12 protein-coding genes are annotated in these 15,833 nt (G+C 68.2%); 9 read left to right on the top strand and 3 right to left on the bottom strand.

Annotated elements, in window-relative coordinates; translation table 11 throughout:
• The first annotated feature begins 54 nt into the window (after positions 1 to 54).
• The 3 genes from H7J89_RS07265 to H7J89_RS07255 are packed head-to-tail and all read left to right on the top strand — an operon-like array spanning position 55 to position 1,881.
• Positions 55 to 588: a GNAT family N-acetyltransferase gene (locus H7J89_RS07265; protein ID WP_264039233.1), complete on the top strand. Its 534-nt coding sequence runs from the start codon at positions 55 to 57 to the stop codon at positions 586 to 588.
• Between the two features lie 11 nt (positions 589 to 599).
• A complete protein-coding gene (locus H7J89_RS07260) occupies positions 600 to 1,478 on the top strand; it encodes a universal stress protein (RefSeq protein ID WP_264039224.1) in 879 nt (292 codons plus the stop codon).
• A 34-nt stretch (positions 1,479 to 1,512) separates the two neighbouring features.
• The gene (locus tag H7J89_RS07255; RefSeq protein ID WP_264039217.1) at positions 1,513 to 1,881 is read left to right on the top strand and encodes a SpoIIAA family protein; all 369 of its coding nucleotides are present in this window, start codon (positions 1,513 to 1,515) and stop codon (positions 1,879 to 1,881) included.
• A gap of 6 nt (positions 1,882 to 1,887) precedes the next feature.
• Here H7J89_RS07255 and H7J89_RS07250 read toward each other — a convergent pair whose 3' ends face one another.
• Both H7J89_RS07250 and otsB read right to left on the bottom strand, forming a co-directional pair.
• Entirely contained in the window at positions 1,888 to 2,694 is an 807-nt protein-coding gene (locus tag H7J89_RS07250; RefSeq protein WP_264039209.1) for a universal stress protein, read from the bottom strand.
• A gap of 122 nt (positions 2,695 to 2,816) precedes the next feature.
• On the bottom strand, positions 2,817 to 6,446 hold the full coding sequence (otsB, locus tag H7J89_RS07245; protein ID WP_425563459.1) for a trehalose-phosphatase: 3,630 nt from the start codon (positions 6,444 to 6,446) through the stop codon (positions 2,817 to 2,819).
• A gap of 187 nt (positions 6,447 to 6,633) precedes the next feature.
• On the opposite strand from otsB, the gene H7J89_RS07240 reads away from it, so the two are divergent.
• The 6 genes from H7J89_RS07240 to H7J89_RS07215 all read left to right on the top strand — a co-directional run bounded on the left by H7J89_RS07240 (position 6,634) and on the right by H7J89_RS07215 (position 13,403).
• Complete coding sequence (locus H7J89_RS07240; RefSeq protein WP_264039185.1) at positions 6,634 to 7,521, top strand: universal stress protein; 888 nt, start codon at positions 6,634 to 6,636, stop codon at positions 7,519 to 7,521.
• A gap of 15 nt (positions 7,522 to 7,536) precedes the next feature.
• Positions 7,537 to 8,997 (top strand): bifunctional aminoglycoside phosphotransferase/ATP-binding protein, encoded by a 1,461-nt coding sequence (locus H7J89_RS07235; protein WP_264039178.1) that lies wholly within the window; start codon positions 7,537 to 7,539, stop codon positions 8,995 to 8,997.
• A gap of 95 nt (positions 8,998 to 9,092) precedes the next feature.
• Positions 9,093 to 10,091, top strand: a complete 999-nt coding sequence (locus H7J89_RS07230) for an Acg family FMN-binding oxidoreductase (protein WP_264039171.1) — start codon at positions 9,093 to 9,095, stop codon at positions 10,089 to 10,091.
• Between the two features lie 25 nt (positions 10,092 to 10,116).
• The gene (locus H7J89_RS07225; protein ID WP_264039164.1) at positions 10,117 to 11,220 is read left to right on the top strand and encodes a 3-oxoacyl-ACP synthase III family protein; all 1,104 of its coding nucleotides are present in this window, start codon (positions 10,117 to 10,119) and stop codon (positions 11,218 to 11,220) included.
• The gene (locus tag H7J89_RS07220) at positions 11,204 to 12,091 is read left to right on the top strand and encodes a beta-ketoacyl-[acyl-carrier-protein] synthase family protein (RefSeq protein ID WP_264039155.1); all 888 of its coding nucleotides are present in this window, start codon (positions 11,204 to 11,206) and stop codon (positions 12,089 to 12,091) included. Before H7J89_RS07225 ends, H7J89_RS07220 begins: the two co-directional genes overlap by 17 nt.
• A gap of 61 nt (positions 12,092 to 12,152) precedes the next feature.
• A complete protein-coding gene (locus H7J89_RS07215) occupies positions 12,153 to 13,403 on the top strand; it encodes an HNH endonuclease signature motif containing protein (protein ID WP_264039148.1) in 1,251 nt (416 codons plus the stop codon).
• A 20-nt stretch (positions 13,404 to 13,423) separates the two neighbouring features.
• Here the strand turns inward: H7J89_RS07215 and ppsA are convergent, their stop codons facing one another.
• Positions 13,424 to 15,820, bottom strand: a complete 2,397-nt coding sequence (ppsA, locus tag H7J89_RS07210) for a phosphoenolpyruvate synthase (RefSeq protein ID WP_264039147.1) — start codon at positions 15,818 to 15,820, stop codon at positions 13,424 to 13,426.
• Positions 15,821 to 15,833 lie beyond the last annotated feature (13 nt).

Raw genomic sequence — 15,833 nt, 5'->3', positions numbered from 1 at the left:
CATGGGGTCTAACGGCCCTGCCCGCCCGCGCGGCCGCCGAATATGGTCGGGACTGTGAGTAATCCATCGGTGGAGGCCGCGGCTACTGCTCGGTTGCTCGATGGACGCCTGGTGTCGTTGCGTCCCTTGACCGTCGCCGACGCCGAGGCCGTTTCGGCGCTGCATGAACGCCTGTCCGATCACGACCGGTACTTTCGTTTCTTCACGCTGCAGCTGTCGCCGCTGCACGAGCTCGTAGCCAAGCTGACCGAGCCGGCGGACGGGTTGTACGCCCTCGGTGCCTTCGACGCCGATCGTCTGATCGGCGTGGCCCACTACGTCGTCGTCGACGACCCGAACGCGGCCGAGGTCGCTGTCGTGGTCGCGCACCAAGACCATTCGGTGGGCGTGGGTACGGCCCTGCTCAAGCACCTGGCCCCGATCGCCCGCGCCCACGGGATCGGGCGGTTCGTGGCGGACGTCCTCGGCGAGAACCACCTCATGCTCACGGTCTTCTTCGATCTCGGCTGGCCTTGCAGGCCAATCGATTACGGAGCTATTCGGCACCTCGAGATCGAGCTGCCCCAATTCGACGAAACGCCGGCGTAGAGGAGCGGAAAATGACGTCAGACGCGAAAGACTACGGGGTATTGGTGTGTGTTGACGGGTCGGCCGCATCCGACGCCGCCGTCGCCTGGGGGACGCGCGAGGCCATCATGCGTGACCTGCCCATCACGCTGATGTACGTCGTTCCCCCCATCGTGGTCGGCTGGCCGGTGGGGCAACTGTATGCCGAGATGCCCGACTGGCAACAGGACAGCGCTCAGCACGTGATCGACCAGGCCCGCAAGACACTGAGCGCCAGCCTGGGCGCGTCCGAATCACCCGAAATACACACCGAGACCGTCTATTCCGCGATCGTCCCGGCGCTGATCGAGGCCTCCAAGAAGGCCTGGGTGCTCGTGGCCGGAAACCAGGGACTGGGAGCGGTGGGCCGCTTGCTGCTGGGCTCGGTAACCACGGGACTGGTGCACTACGCCCATTGCCCGGTCGCGGTCATCCACACCGGCGACAGGGCGGCCCCGGTCCCCGGCGCGCCCGTGGTGCTGGGCATCGACGGATCCCCGGCCTCCGAAGAGGCGACCGCCCTGGCCTTCGACGAGGCCTCGCGCCGCGGGGTGGGGCTGGTGGCCCTGCACGTGTGGAGCGACGTGGGCGTATTCCCCATCCTCGGCATGGACTGGCATGACCGGGAGCAAGAGGCGCACGAGATCCTCGCCGAACGCCTGGCCGGCTGGCAAGAACGCTATCCCGAGGTGCGCGTCGAACGGAAACTGTTCTGCGACAAGCCGTCCGAATGGCTGCTGAAGGAATCCGAACACGCCCAACTGGTGGTGGTCGGCAGCCGCGGCCGTGGCGGATTTCCCGGGATGCTGCTCGGTTCGGTGAGTTCGGCGGTGGCCCAGTCGGCGCGGGTGCCCGTGCTGGTTGTCCGCTGACGATGACGATCGATGCCCGCAAAGGAGGCTTCCCATGATCGAGCTGCTCCCGGACATGCCGGAGAGAGTGATCGGCATCCGCGTGTCGGGCCGGCTGCGCGGTGACGAGCTGCGCGACTTCAAACCCAAAATAGACCAGGTGCTCCGGACGGGCGAGGTCAGGATCGTCGAGGTCATCGCGTCCGACTACGAGGGATTCGGGCCCGGTGGGTTTCTCGAGGACCTCAAGCTGGGCTTCGGCACCGTCCTGCCGCACCATTCGGCGTTCAAGCGGATCGCGGTGGTCTCCGACAAGGACTGGGTCGCTTCCGTGCTGCATGCGGTGGCGTGGATGGTTCCGGGCGAGATGGCCGTGTTCTCACTTGACGAGCTTGACCGCGCCAAGGATTGGGCGGCCGGATAGCCGCCGTCAGCCGCGGACCACGAGCACCGAACATCCGGTGTGGCCGCCCGGATGCGGGGTGATCGGCCCGACCATGCGGGCTACCTTGTCGGCATCCTCGCTGCCCACGACCGCGAGCTGAACGGGTTCTTTTGTGCGCGTGAGGAATTCGGCCGCCCCACGCCTCGCCGCGGCGGGTTGGACGTGCACCTGGCGATGCTCCGATACCCAGGGTCCGAGCCGCTGATCCAGCTGGTGGTAGGGAATCTCGCCGAGGCCCCACCGCCAGACGCCCATCGCCAAGATCGGTGCGTCACGAAGGCGCGCCTCGCGGAACCCGTGCTCGAGCACCGCGTCGTTGGCTTCCGACTCCTCGACGGCAACGGCGACGTATCCGTCCTGCGGCTCGGCGCCGTCGCGGCTGCTGCGAATCACGGCCACCGGGCAGTGTGCCTTCTTCACCAGGGTGTGCGCGGTCGAGCCGAGGACCTTGCGGGCCACCCAGCCCGTCCCCACCGAACCCACGCACACCATTGCGGCGTCGCGTGATTCGTCGATCAACGCTTCCTCCGAGGAGGCGCGGACGATGTCGCACTCGACCTTGACCGGCGTGCCCATCTCCTGCAACGCCGCATCGGCGGCGCGCAACGACGATTGGGCGTATTCGATGTCCAAGCCGTCATCGCCCGCATTCCGTCTCGGTACGGCATGGATCAGCCGGAGCGGAATGTTGCGGCTGACGGCCTCGGCGGCTGCCCATTTGGCCGCATTGATCGCGGCGTCCGAGCCGTCGATACCCACCACGATCCGCTGCGACGACTGCGGATTGTTCATCGAGTCCTCCTCTGCGACTGACCACCGGGACATCGATGGCCCGTCACTGGCCACGTTATGGGCAGACGGCCCGCTTCAGCAGGGTCGTTCGACCCACGTTCGGAGGAATTGGTCACCGGGCTTCAGGCGACCTCGACGGTGTGCCCGGGCGCCAGGTGCTGCAACCGGCCACGGCATTCCACCGCGACCGATGCACTGTTGCCCGCCTCGGAGGTCAGTTCGGCCGCCCGTCCGCTGACCCGAAGGTGTAGCCGTTGGCCGCGATAGATGAAGGGAAACTCGATGGAGCCCAGGGCATCTGGCCATTGCGGGCTGAGGATCAGCCGTTCGTCGCGGGTTTCGAGTCCGGTGAAACACCTTTGCAGCAGGTCGATGCTGCCGGTCATCGCGGCCAGGTGTATCCCCTCCGACGTGGTGCCGCCTTGGATGTCGACGACGTCGGACGCCAAAACCTGCACAAAGTACTTCATGGCGTGATGCCGGTTGCCACGGGTAAGAACCCAGGCGTGTACGACGGCGCTCAGGCTGGAACCGTGGGAAGTGCGCTTGATGTAGTAGTCCACCGTTTCCGGGATCTGCTCGGGCGCGAAGCGGTAACCGAGCCGGCCCAACAGACCCAGCAGCTCGTCCGACGACAACAAGTAGAACAACATCAGCGCGTCGGCCTGCTTGGACGCCTTGTAGTTGTTCACGCTGTCGTTCTCGGCCTCCAGAATACGGTCGAGCCGCTGGATGTTGCCGTACCGCTGCCGGTACTCTTCCCAATCCAGTTCCGCCAGTTCCGCATAACCTTCGAACTGACTGATCACACCGTCGTGGAAGGGCACGAACATCCGGCGCGTCACGCGGTCCCACCTATCGAGCTCGTCGGCCGTGAGGTCCACCTTCGCCACCAGATCGAGCCGGTCGCGCAGCGGTAGCAGATCGAGTGCGTCCATCGCCCGCATGATCACCCAGACGGCCATCACATTCGTGTATGCGTTGTTGTCGATGCCGTCGTATTCCTTGCCCGGATAGCCCGAATGGAATTCGTCGGGGCCGATGACGCCGCGGATCGTGTAACGTCCGCGAGTCTTGTCCAGTTTCGCCAGACCCGCCCAGAACCGTGCGATCTCCACCAGCATCTCGGCCCCGTAGTCGACAAGCAACTGGCGGTCGCCCGACACCTGATAGTGCTGCCAGAGGTTGTAGGCGATGGAGAGACCGACATGATGCGCACGGCCGCTCGGATCCGGGTTCCACCGCCCGGACTGCGGATTGAGGTGCATTTCCTGGCTGACCTCTCGGCCGTCGCTACCCGACTGCCAGGGATACATCGCACCGAGGTAACCGGCCACCCGCGCTGCGCGGCGGGCCTCGGGCAGCCGCCGATAGCGGTAAAGCAGCAGCGACCGGGTGACGTTCGGCATCCGTATGCCAAGCACCGGGGCCACGAACAACGCGTCCCAGAAGACGTGGCCGCGGTAGGCCTCGCCGTGCAGGCCCCGCGCGGGGACGCCGGCGTCGAGGTCGGCGGTGTGCGGCGAGATCGTCTGCAGCAGGTGCACCAAGTGCAGCCGCAGGATGCGTAGCGCGTCGGCGCTATCGATGCCGTCGGCCAGGCCGATGGCGCATTGTTCCCACAGCAGGGCCCACGCCCGGGCATGCTGACGATGCAGCTCGGCGTATCGTCCGGCGGCGTCCAGGTGCAGCTGGGCGGTGCTTGCCGGTTCCGAGATGGCGCTGTCCCGGCTCGTGAAGATGGTCGCGACCTTTTCCAGCGTGACCGATTGCCCCACGGCCAGCGCGACCTGGATGTCGTGCCCGCCGCGGCCGGCTTCCCGCACGATTTTGTACTGCGCAACTGCCCGAGCATCGTCGCACCACACGGTGCTGCGCGCTGCCACCGCGATGCTGATGCGTGATTGCGATGTTTCGGTGCGCAAGATCGCCGAGTCGGCTGCGGATTCGTCGATCATGGTTGTCGCGAGGTGTGTGCTCGACAACGAACGGTAGCGCTCGACCATGGTATTGCAGACGTTGCCGTCCAGCAACGACCGGAATTCCACAGTGCCCGACCAGTTCTCGGCAACGATCGTGGTCTGAATGGCGAGCAAGTGCGGCTGGTCCATGGACGCGAACCGTTCTTGGGTCATCGTTGTGATCTGGCCCGCGCCGTCCCGGAACCGCAGGGTGCGCGTCAACGTGGCGTGTCGCAGGTTGAATGTCTGCCGGTAGTAGAGCAATTCGGTGTCGTCGATGTGAAACCACGGCCCGCCGTTGATCCGAAACATCAGCGAGAGCCAGTTGGGGAGGTTGACCAGGCTTTCGTTCTCGATGGTCCGGCCGGCGACGCGATCGACCAGCGTGTTGTAGACGCCGGCAACGTACGTCCCGGGGTAATGCGCCTTGGCCGCTGTCGCCTCCGGGGCGCAGCCGCGGGTGGCGACGTAGCCGTTACCGACAGCGCACAGAGTTTCGCGCAGTCGCTCGTAATCCGGGTCATATCCCTCGTAAACGAGCTCCCACGGATCGCTGGGCTCGGCCGCCGCGCGTAGATCGCTGGCCAGCCGCCGGACGAAATCACACACCGCGGGCGGATCCGCCAAGGTGAACAGCGCGGCGCATGGGCGATCCCCGTCCTCGTTGTGCCGCAACGCAATTCCGACGCCGTCGAATTGGACCGCGTCGAAGGCGTCCTCGTCGGCAAGGTCTTCGCCGACATAGATCGGTAGCACGGTGCCGCTTCCCGTTCCCTCGATGTGTTCGAGGATCCGGTTGAGCGTCCGGCCCTTGTCCCAATCGAGGCTGGGCCGAAGTTCGATGACTTCGCGCCCCGTCGTGATCCGCAGACCCTGGGATCGGCCGAGCTTGCGTGTCGTCGCGATCACGCGATCGACCTGTTCGGGCTCGACGTTGCGGTAGTGAATCGCGACCCCAAACCGCTTGTGCTCCACCCGGATTCCGGGTAACTCACCGAGCAGCTCCGCTAGTCGGTGAGCCGCACGCGTCAGGGCGCCGGTAGCGCCGATGGCTGCCGCGTTCTCGTGGTGGGTGCCGTCCGGTGCCACGAGCTCCAAGCCGTGACTGCCCGCGTACCAGATTCCGTCGACGTTCACGCGTTCACGAAGATCGCCCAGATCGCGGCCGCTTATCACCGCGACGGGGCATTGGGTCGCCAGCGCGCGCAGCGCGTCGGCGGCGCCCTCGACCAGGGTGGCTGCCTCCGGCTCGGCGACGATCTCGGACAGCGTGCCGTCGAAGTCGAGGAACACCGCCGGGCGTCGGCTGGCCACCAGTTCCTTCAACTGGCTGTAGACCTGCATCGCGTCGGCGATGGTCGACAAGGGTTTGCCGCCGGACTGCACCGAGACCTCGGCAAGATCGCCGACGACGATGTCCGCCCCGAGGGACAGCAATTCGCCGGTTCCTCCGTTGTGCTCCAGGCCGATGACGAGGCCGAAGCCGGCATCCCTGCCGGCCGCGATTCCCGCGTCGCTGCAGTCGATGAGGACGCAACGGCCCGGCCGCACGCCCAGGCGCTTCACGGTCATGGTCAGCGCCGCATCGGCGCGCTCAGCGGCGCCGGCGGCGCAGACGCATTCCTCGACCCCCGCGGCGCGCAGCACGGCTTCGCAGTCCCGGGTGGACGAATAGGCGGCGGTGGCGACGCCGACGTCGCGCACTCGCTGCAAAAATCCGGCGGTCGAACCGCGGGCTTCGACCACCCCCGGTGCCGGCTCCACGACAACACAGTCGAGCCCGAGAATCACCGCGTCGTGGTAGCGCCTATCGACCGTGACAGGCCATTCAGTCACCTCTGTGACGATGCCACAGCACCGGCGCTGGTCAAGGCCAACGGGTGCAAGGGGGCCTCATGGCCATGCGGTTGGTGACTAAAGCCTCATGATCGACGGACGTTCCCGCCATAGCGTTTTGGACGAGGAGAGGGAGAACATCATGTCCGTACTCGCAAACCGCCATGGCATCGTCGTCGGAATCGACGGATCGCCGGCCTCGAACGCCGCCGTCTGTTGGGCGGCCCGTGACGCGGCGATGCGACACGTCCCGCTGACCGTGGTCCACATGGTGAACGCGATGGTGCCGATGTATCCGGCCCTGCCCCTGTCGACCGGCGTGGCGGTGTGGCAGGAGGAGCAGGGCCGGGAGGTCCTCGAGCAGGCGGTCAAGATCGCCGAAGAGGCCGTCAGCACGGACCGCAAGGTCGACGTCCGCAGCGAGCTGAGGTGCGCGCCCCCGGTGCCCACGTTGGTTGAGATGTCCAAAGAGGCCGAGTTGGTCGTCGTCGGCAGCAACGGACGGGGGGCGATGGGCAGGCTGCTGTTGGGTTCGGTGAGCAGCAGCGTGGTCCGCAGCGCGCGCTGCCCGGTCGCGGTCATCCGCGACGAAGACCCGCTCATGCCACACCCCCAGCAAGCCCCGGTGCTCGTGGGCATCGACGGCTCACCCGCATCGGACGTTGCGGTGGCGGTCGCTTTCGACGAGGCGTCGCGACGCGGTGTCGAGCTGACGGCGCTGCACGCCTGGAGTGACGTCGACGTCTTCGAACTGCCCGGGGTGGATTGGTCGGCGGTGAGGGGGGAAGCCGAGCGGAGCCTGGCCGAACAACTGGCCGGCTGGCAGGAACGCTATCCCGACGTGACCGTGAACCGGGTCGTCGTTTCCGACCGGCCGGCCCGCCAGCTCATCGAACAGTCGGAATCCGCCCAACTCGTCGTCGTGGGCAGCCACGGGCGCGGCGGCCTGTCCGGCGTGTTGCTGGGGTCGGTCAGCAACGCCGTGGTCCACTCGGTCCGGATGCCGGTGATCGTCGCGCGGCCGTCCTAGGGTCGCGCCGCCGCCGTGGCCTATCTCGATCTGCACGAAACCCACACGGGTGTGGTCATTCTCGCCGGTGACCGCGCGTACAAAGCCAAGAAGCCGGTGCTGACCGACTTTCTCGACTTCCGCGCGCCGGAGCAGCGCGAGCACGCCTGCCGCCGGGAGGTCGAGCTCAACAGCCGGCTCTCGCCCGAGAGCTATCTCGGCGTCGCCCACCTCACCGACCCGCTCGGTGGGCCGGCCGAACCGGTCGTGGTCATGCGGCGCTACCGCGCCGAGGACCGCCTCGCGCACCTGGTGGCCCACGACACCGCTGAGTCCGTGCACCGCGTGCTGGACGCGGTCGCGGCCGTGTTGGCCCGCTTCCACGAGCGCGCCGAGCGCGGCGAGCGGATCGACGCCCAGGGCGAGGCCGCCGCGATCGAGTGGCGCTGGCGGGAGAACCTGTCCGAATTGGAACGGTACGCGAAACAATCGATTTCGGGCATGGCCGAAAATGAGGTCGCTCGTGTGCAGCGCCTGGCGGCCCAGTTCGTCGCCGGGCGCGCGGTGCTGTTCGCGCGGCGCATCCGCGACGGGCGCATCGTCGACGGGCACGGCGACCTGCTCGCCGACGACATCTTCTGGGCCGGCGGCACCCCCGCGCTGCTGGACTGCCTGGAGTTCGACGACCGGCTGCGCCACGTCGACTGCCTCGACGACGCCGCCTTCCTCGCGATGGACCTGGAGTTTCTGGGCCGCAAGGACTTCGGCGACTTCTTCCTGCAGCGCTATGCCGAGCACGCGGGTTGGACGGCGCCGCCGGCGCTGTCCGACTTCTACATCGCCTACCGGGCCGTGGTGCGGGCGAAGGTGGACTGTGTCCGGGTTTCGCAGGGCAGTCCGGGCGCGTCCGTCGACGCCGCCCGCCACCTGGCCATCGCCACCCGGCACCTGCAGAGCGGCACCGTTCGGCTTGCGCTCGTCGGCGGCAACCCGGGCACCGGGAAGTCCACCGTGGCCCGTGGTTTAGCTGAATCGTTTGGGGCGCGGCTTATTTCCACCGACGACGTGCGCCGGGAGCTTCGGGACTCGGGCGTCATCGCCGGTGAGCCCGGCGTGCTGAACGCCGGGCTCTACAGCCCTGAGCAGGTCGCGGTGGTCTACGAGACCACCCTCCGCCGGGCGCGGCAGTTGCTGGGCGAGGGGCACTCGGTGATCCTCGACGGCACCTGGCGCGATCCGCGGACGCGCGAGGCGGCTCACCGGCTGGCCACCGAGACGCACTCGGCGCTCGTCGAATTCGTGTGCTCGGCGACAGCCGACGTGGCGGCCGACCGGATCAAGACCAGGCCCGCGGGCAATTCGGAGGTGACCCCGGAGATCGCCGCCGCCCTGGCCGCCGGGCACGCCGATTGGGACGGCGCGCACCGCATCGACACCTCCCGCAGCCCGGACCTCGTCGCTCGCGAGGCGCACGACCTCTGGGGGCGCGCGACGTAGCTGCGGAGGTTCCAACGTCCCGGCCGTCGGGGACCAACGGCCCTGCCCGCACCCGCCGAACGGGGCATACAGTTTTCCTCACCGAAATCGACGAAATGGTGGAGATGGACGCGAACGTGCCGACCGCGAAGGTCATCCGGGACGCGGTGACGCTCGCGTGCCGCGCGCCTTCGCTGCACAACAGCCAGCCCTGGCGGTGGGTGGCCGACGGCACGAGGCTGCACCTGTGGGCCGACCCGCGCCACGCGATGCACGCCACCGACCACACCGGCTGCGAGCTGATCCTGAGCTGCGGCGCGGTCCTCGACCACCTGCGGGTCGCCATGGCGGCCGCGGGCTGGGAAAGCGTCACCGAACGTTTTCCCACCGAGGGCAGACCGGATCACCTCGCGAGTGTGGGCTTTTTGCCCGTCGAGAACGTGACCGCGCAGTGCCGGCTGCGGGCCGACGCGATCCTTCGCCGCCGCACCGACCGGCTGCCCCTGGGCGCACCGACCGCGTGGCCCACGCTGCATTCGGCGCTGAGCCGCGCGGTGACCCCGTACGACGTGTCGCTGGACGTGGTCGACGACGACGAGCGGCCGAGGCTGGCCGAGGCGTCGCGGCTCACCGAGCAGTTGCGCCGAAGCGATACGTCCTACCTGACCGAATTGCGTTGGTGGACATCGCCCTTCGAAGCGAACGCCGACCACGTGCCCGAAAGCGCCCTGGTGTCCAGTTCCGAGGCCGCGCGCGTCGACATCGCCCGCGCGTTCCCGCCGGCGGGCGGGGGCCGCCGCCGCGCCGCGATCGAGGCGGACCACTCCAAGATCGTGGTCCTGTCCACCCATCACGACGATGCGCCGGACGAGGTGCTGCGCTGCGGCGAGGCGCTGTCGGCGGTGCTGCTCGAATGCACTTTGGCCGGCATGGCCACCTGCACGCTGACCCACATGACGGAGATGTCGCTGAGCCGCGACATCATCAGGCAGGTCACCGGCGGTTCCGGCCAGCCGCAGCTGCTGATCCGGGTCGGCCGGTCACCGGCCAAGGACCCACACGCCAAACCCACCGCCCGGCGTCCGGTGACCGAAGTCCTCGAGATGCGTGGGTGACCGACATGCCAAGGAGGTGCCATCGATGACTCGGCATTGGCTGGTGATGGAAACGACCGGGAAGGGCGGTGCGGACCCCTTCGTCGCGCGGGTCGCGGCCGCGGGCCGGCATCTGCCCGGAACCCGCCTGAGCACCGACGAGCTTATGGCGTCCACCCGCCACCGCACCCACATCGACCTGGAACGGCTGACCGGGATCCGCGAACGCCGGGTGTCGGTCGGCGATGAGGATTCCTACACCCTGGCCAGCTCGGCGGCGCTGAACTGCCTGGCCACCGCGCAGCAGGATCCGGCGGCGCTGGACGTGGTGATCAGCTGCAGCATCACCAAGTTCCGCGACGGGCTGACCCAGTGGCTCGAGCCGACCATGAGCAGCGCCGTGGCGCGCGGGATAGGGGCGGTGAACGCGATGACGTTCGACGTATCCAACGCGTGCGCCGGAATGCTCACGGGCGTAACGATTTTGAATAACTGGATCCGCGAGGGCGTCGTCGAGCGCGGCCTCGTCGTCAGCGGCGAGTACATCTCGCAGCTGTCCAACAACGCCGCCCGGCACATCCGCAACATCATGAGCAAGGAACTGGCCTGCCTGACCCTGGGCGATGCCGGCGCGGCGCTGCTGCTCGAGCGGGCACCGGCCGGTTCGGCCGGCATCGCCCTGGCGGGCTTCACCACCGTCGCCGACTACAGCCGGCTCTGCCTGGCGTATCCGCAGGGGGATGACCCGGGCGCGCGGATGTTCACCAACTCCCGCGCCATCCAGAAGGCCGCGATCGCCGACACCCCGCTGCTCTTGAGCGAAGTGCTTGACACCGTTGGTCTTTCGATCCACGACATCGACCACGTCATCACCCACCAGACGTCCGCGCGCGCCATCCGCAAGGGCATGGCCCGGATGTCGGAGGTGTTCGGCGACAGCCCGCGCCACGACGCGGTGATCACCGTCGACCGCTACGGAAACACCGCCTCCACGACCCACACGGTGGCGCTCGTCGAGGAACTCGAGGCCGGGAGGATCCGGCCCGGGGAGCGAATCGCATTGCTGGCGTTGGCCTCCGGGCTGGAGATCGGTGTGGTCTTGTTGACCCTGGACGAGGATGTGGTGAGCCGCTATGGGCACGGTGATTGATCGGATCGACGTCTCGCATCCGCGGCTGCGGGGGCGCCACAGCGCGTTGCACCTGGCCGTCGTCGCCGCCAAGGACTGCCTGAAGCGGGCCGGATGCGATGCTAAAGACCTCGACCTCGTCGTCAACGCCGGCATCTACCGCGACCGCAACCTCGGTGAGCCGGCGCTCGCCGCGCTGATTCAGGACGACATCGGCGCCAACCCGGAGGACCCGCACGCGGGGGCCCACGGCACCTTCTCCTTCGACATCGCCAACGGCACGTGCGGGCTGCTGACGGCACTGCAGATCGTCGACGGGTTCATGCGCAGCCGCGCCATCCGGCGCGCGCTGGTCGTCGCCAGCGACGCCGACCCCGGGCACGGGATGAGCGAGCACTTCCCGTTCTCTGCCGCCGGCGCGGCGATGCTGTGCGGCTGGTCCGACGACGACAACGGCCTCAGCCGGGTCTCCTGGGTGAACGACCCGAGTGAAGTCGGCGACGAAACATTCAGCGCCACGGTGGGTTTCGCCGACTCCCGTAACGTCCTGCGGTTTTCCGAGTCGGCATCGATGGACCAGCGGTTCGCCGCGGCGGCCGCACGGGCGGTGTCGGCGTGCCTCGAGGAGCAGTCGGTGCGGCTGTCCGAAGTCGACGCGATCGTCGCCACCCCCGCCCGGTCCGGATACCGCACCGCGCTGGGCGCCCGGCTGGGCGTGCCGGTCGAGGTGATCACCGTCGCCGACGACGAACGCATGCACACCGCCGCCCTGGCGGCCGCGTTCGGGCAGCGGGCCGAGCGGTTGCCGGCGGGCGCACGGGTCCTGTTCGTCGCGGCCGGGGCCGACGTCGTCGCCGGCGCCGCCCTCTATCGACAGCCACCGCGCGGCTGAGATCGCGCCCGCGAGCGGTCGTCGCAGCGTACTTGTCGTACCCGGCTGCGAGGATGGCGTTATGTCTTCGACCGCATCTGTTGGCGCCGTGGCGGTAAGTCCTGGCGAGCGTCTTGAGATGTTGTTCGAGGAGTTGGCGGAGTTGGCCGGTCAGCGCAACGCGCTTGATGGGCGCATCGTGGAGATCGTCGCCGAGATCGATCGCGACGAGTTGTGCGGGCTCACGGGCGCACGATCGGTGCCGGCTCTGGTGGCCTGGAAGCTGGGCTGCTCGTCGGGCAACGCGCATACGATCAGCACCGTGGCGCGGCGGCTGGAGGAGTTTCCGCGCTGCGCGAAGGACCTGCGGGAGGAGCGGCTGTCGCTGGATCGGGTCGGGGTCATCACCGCGCGCGCCGGTGCGGGATCCGATGAGCACTATGCGCAGCTGGCGCAGGTGGCCACGGTCAACCAGCTGCGCACCGCGGTCAGGTTAGAACCACGACCCGAACCCGAAACTCGGCCGCAACCGCAGCCGGCGATCACCAAGACCGCCGACGAGGAGTTCACCTGTTGGCGGATCAGGCTGCCGCACCTGGACGCGGCGAAGTTCGACGCCGCCTTGGCCTCGCATCGTGAGGCGTTGATCGCCGAGTGGAAGCGCGATCACGGCGAGGGCCATGGCGGTTCAGATCGGCGGCCCCCGGTGCCTAGCACCGCCGAGGCGTTTCTGCGTTTGGTCGAGGCGGGGTGGGACGCCGAGGCGGCACGGCGGCCGCACGGGCAGCACACCACGGTGGTGGTGCACCTCGACGTTGGGCAGCGCGCCGCCGCGCTGCACCTGGGTCCGCTGCTGTCCGACGCCGAACGCCGCTACCTGACCTGTGATGCCACATGTGAGGTCTGGTTCGAACGGCACGGCGAGCCCATCGGCGTGGGCCGTACCACCCGCACCATCAACCGGCGGCTTCGCCGCGCGCTGGAGTATCGCCACCCCATGTGCGCGGTTCCCGGCTGTGACGCCACCCGCGGTCTGCACGCCCACCACATCCGGCACTGGGAAGACGGCGGCCCCACCGAGCTGGCCAACCTGGTGCTGCTCTGCCCGTATCACCACCGGCTGCACCACCGCGGCGTCATCACCATCACCGGGACCCCAGACGCTCTCGTCATCACCGACAGCGCCGGCCGCGCACTGAGCCCCGGATCGCTGGCGCACCCACCCACTGGGCCCCCACCGGCTGTCCCGCCGTGCCCGGGGCCCACCGGCGAGCGCGCCGACTGGTGGTGGTACGAACCCTTCCGGCCCCAACCACCACCGACAACCAATTAGCCCCCTGGCGGCCGGTCGATTCAGCGGGCAGCTGCCACCTGCTGCTCCAGGTCGACGATGCGGCGGGTGGTCTTGACCATCACGTCGGGGTTCAGGCTGATCGAGTCGATGCCGCAGCGAACCAGGAACTCGGCCATGTCGGGGTAGTCCGACGGCGCCTGACCGCACAACCCGGAGTGAATCCCGTTGCGGCGGCAGCCCTCCACGGCCAGGCGGATCATCTCCTTGACGCCCTCGTCGCGTTCGTCGTAGTCGAAGGCCACGATCTCGCTGTCCCGGTCGACGCCGAGCGTCAGCTGGGTGAGGTCGTTGGATCCGATGGAGAACCCGTCGAAGCGCTTGGCGAACTCGTCGATGAGGATGACGTTGTTGGGGATCTCGCACATCGCGTACACCTTGAGCCCGTCCTCCCCGCGGTGCAGACCGTGTTTGGCCATCTCCGCCAGGACCAGGTCCGCCTCGGCCACCCGGCGCACGAACGGCAACATCAGCACGACGTTGGTCAGCCCCATCTGTTCGCGCACCCGCTTCATCGCCCGGCACTCCAGCGCGAATCCCTCGGCGTAGGCCGGGTGCGCATAGCGCGAGGCGCCGCGGAACCCGATCATCGGGTTGCTCTCGACGGGCTCGAAGGCGGTCCCGCCGAGCAGGCTGGCGTATTCGTTCGTCTTGAAGTCCGACATCCGCACCACCACGGGCTTGGGCCAGAAGGCGGCCGCGATGGTGCCGATCCCCTCGGAGAGCCGTTGGACGAAGAACTCGCCGCCGTCGGCATAGCCCTGGGTGAGTCGGGCGATCGTCCGGCGGGCCTCGGGGTCGTGGACCTTGTCGGGATGCAGCAGGGCCAGCGGGTGAACCTTGATGTATTCGCTGACGATGAACTCCATCCGGGCAAGCCCGACACCGTCACTGGGCAGGAACGACGTCTTGAAGGCGAGGTCGGGGTTGCCGAGGTTGATCATGATCTCGGTGCGGGGCCGCGCCAGGTCGGCCACTTCCGTGCGGTCGACGTGGAAGCCGACCTCGCCGCGGTAGACGCGCCCCGTGTCGCCCTCCACGCAGGACACCGTGACGACCTCGCCGTCCGGCACGCTCGCGGTGGCGTCGCCCGCCCCCACCACGGCCGGGATACCGAGTTCGCGCGCGATGATCGCCGCGTGGCAGGTGCGCCCGCCCCGGTTGGTGACGACGGCGGCCGCCGTCTTCATGACCGGTTCCCAGTCCGGCGTGGTGATGTCGGCGATCAGAACCTGGCCGGGTTGGAACTCCGACAGTTGATCGAGGTGCTCTATCCGTTTCGCCACGCCGGTGGCCACCTTCTCGCCGACCGACCGGCCCTCGGCGAGTACCTCGCCTCTGCCTTCCAGGACGTAACTCTCCACCGTCGTCAGGCTGCGCTGGGAGGCCGCCGTCTCGGGGCGGGCCTGGACGATGTAGAGCTTTCCGTCGAGACCGTCTTTGGCCCATTCGATGTCCATCGGCCGCCCGTAATGCCGCTCGATGGTGCAGGCGTAGCCGGCCAATTCGAGGACGTCCTCATCGGTGATGCAGAAGTGGGCGCGGTCGGCCCTGGGCGTGGGGATGTTGCGGGTGGTGTGCTTCGTTCCGCCCGCGACGAAGACCATCTTCACGGCCTTGTCGCCGACCAGGCGGCGCAGCACGGCGCGGTGGCCGGCCAGGTATGTCGGCTTGTGGACGTAGAACTCGTCGGGGTCGACGGCGCCCTGCACCACGTTCTCGCCGAGCCCGTAGGCGCCGGTGATGAACACGACGTCGTTGAAGCCCGACTCGGTGTCGATGGTGAACATGACGCCCGACGAGGCGAGGTCGGAGCGCACCATCTTCATCACGCCGATCGACAGCGCGACCTTGAAGTGGTCGAAGCCCTGGTCGATGCGATAGTGGATGGCCCGGTCGGTGAACAGGCTGGCAAAACAGCGGCGGCACGCGTCGAGCAGGCTCTCGGCCCCCGTGACGTTGAGGAAGGTCTCCTGCTGGCCGGCGAAGCTCGCCGTCGGCAGGTCCTCCGCGGTGGCCGAGCTCCGAACCGCCAGGCTGACATCCTCGCCGTACTCGTCCTGCAGCATCCGGTAGGCGGCCACGATCTCGGCGGCCAGGTCGTCGGGAAGGCCTGCGCCGTAGACGATCTCGCGGGCGCGTTTGCCTTTGTGCGCCAGCGCGGCCACGTCGCCCGGGTCCAGATCGTCGAGCTCGGCGTGTAGCGCGTCCCACGCCCCGGCGCTGTCCAGGACGTGCTTGTAGGCCGCGGCGGTCGTCGCGAACCCGTGCGGCACCCGGATGCCCTGCCCGGACAGCTTCTGGAACATCTCGCCGAGCGAGGCGTTCTTTCCGCCGACCAGCGGGACGTCGCTGATGCCGACCTCCTCGAAGAAGCGAATGTAGGTCAAGTCGCTCATCGTCTCTTTCCTC

Source organism: Mycobacterium paraffinicum (genome assembly GCF_025822865.1).
In the GTDB taxonomy this organism is placed as follows: Bacteria; Actinomycetota; Actinomycetes; order Mycobacteriales; family Mycobacteriaceae; genus Mycobacterium; species Mycobacterium paraffinicum.
This window is presented reverse-complemented; position numbering and strand designations above follow the sequence as displayed.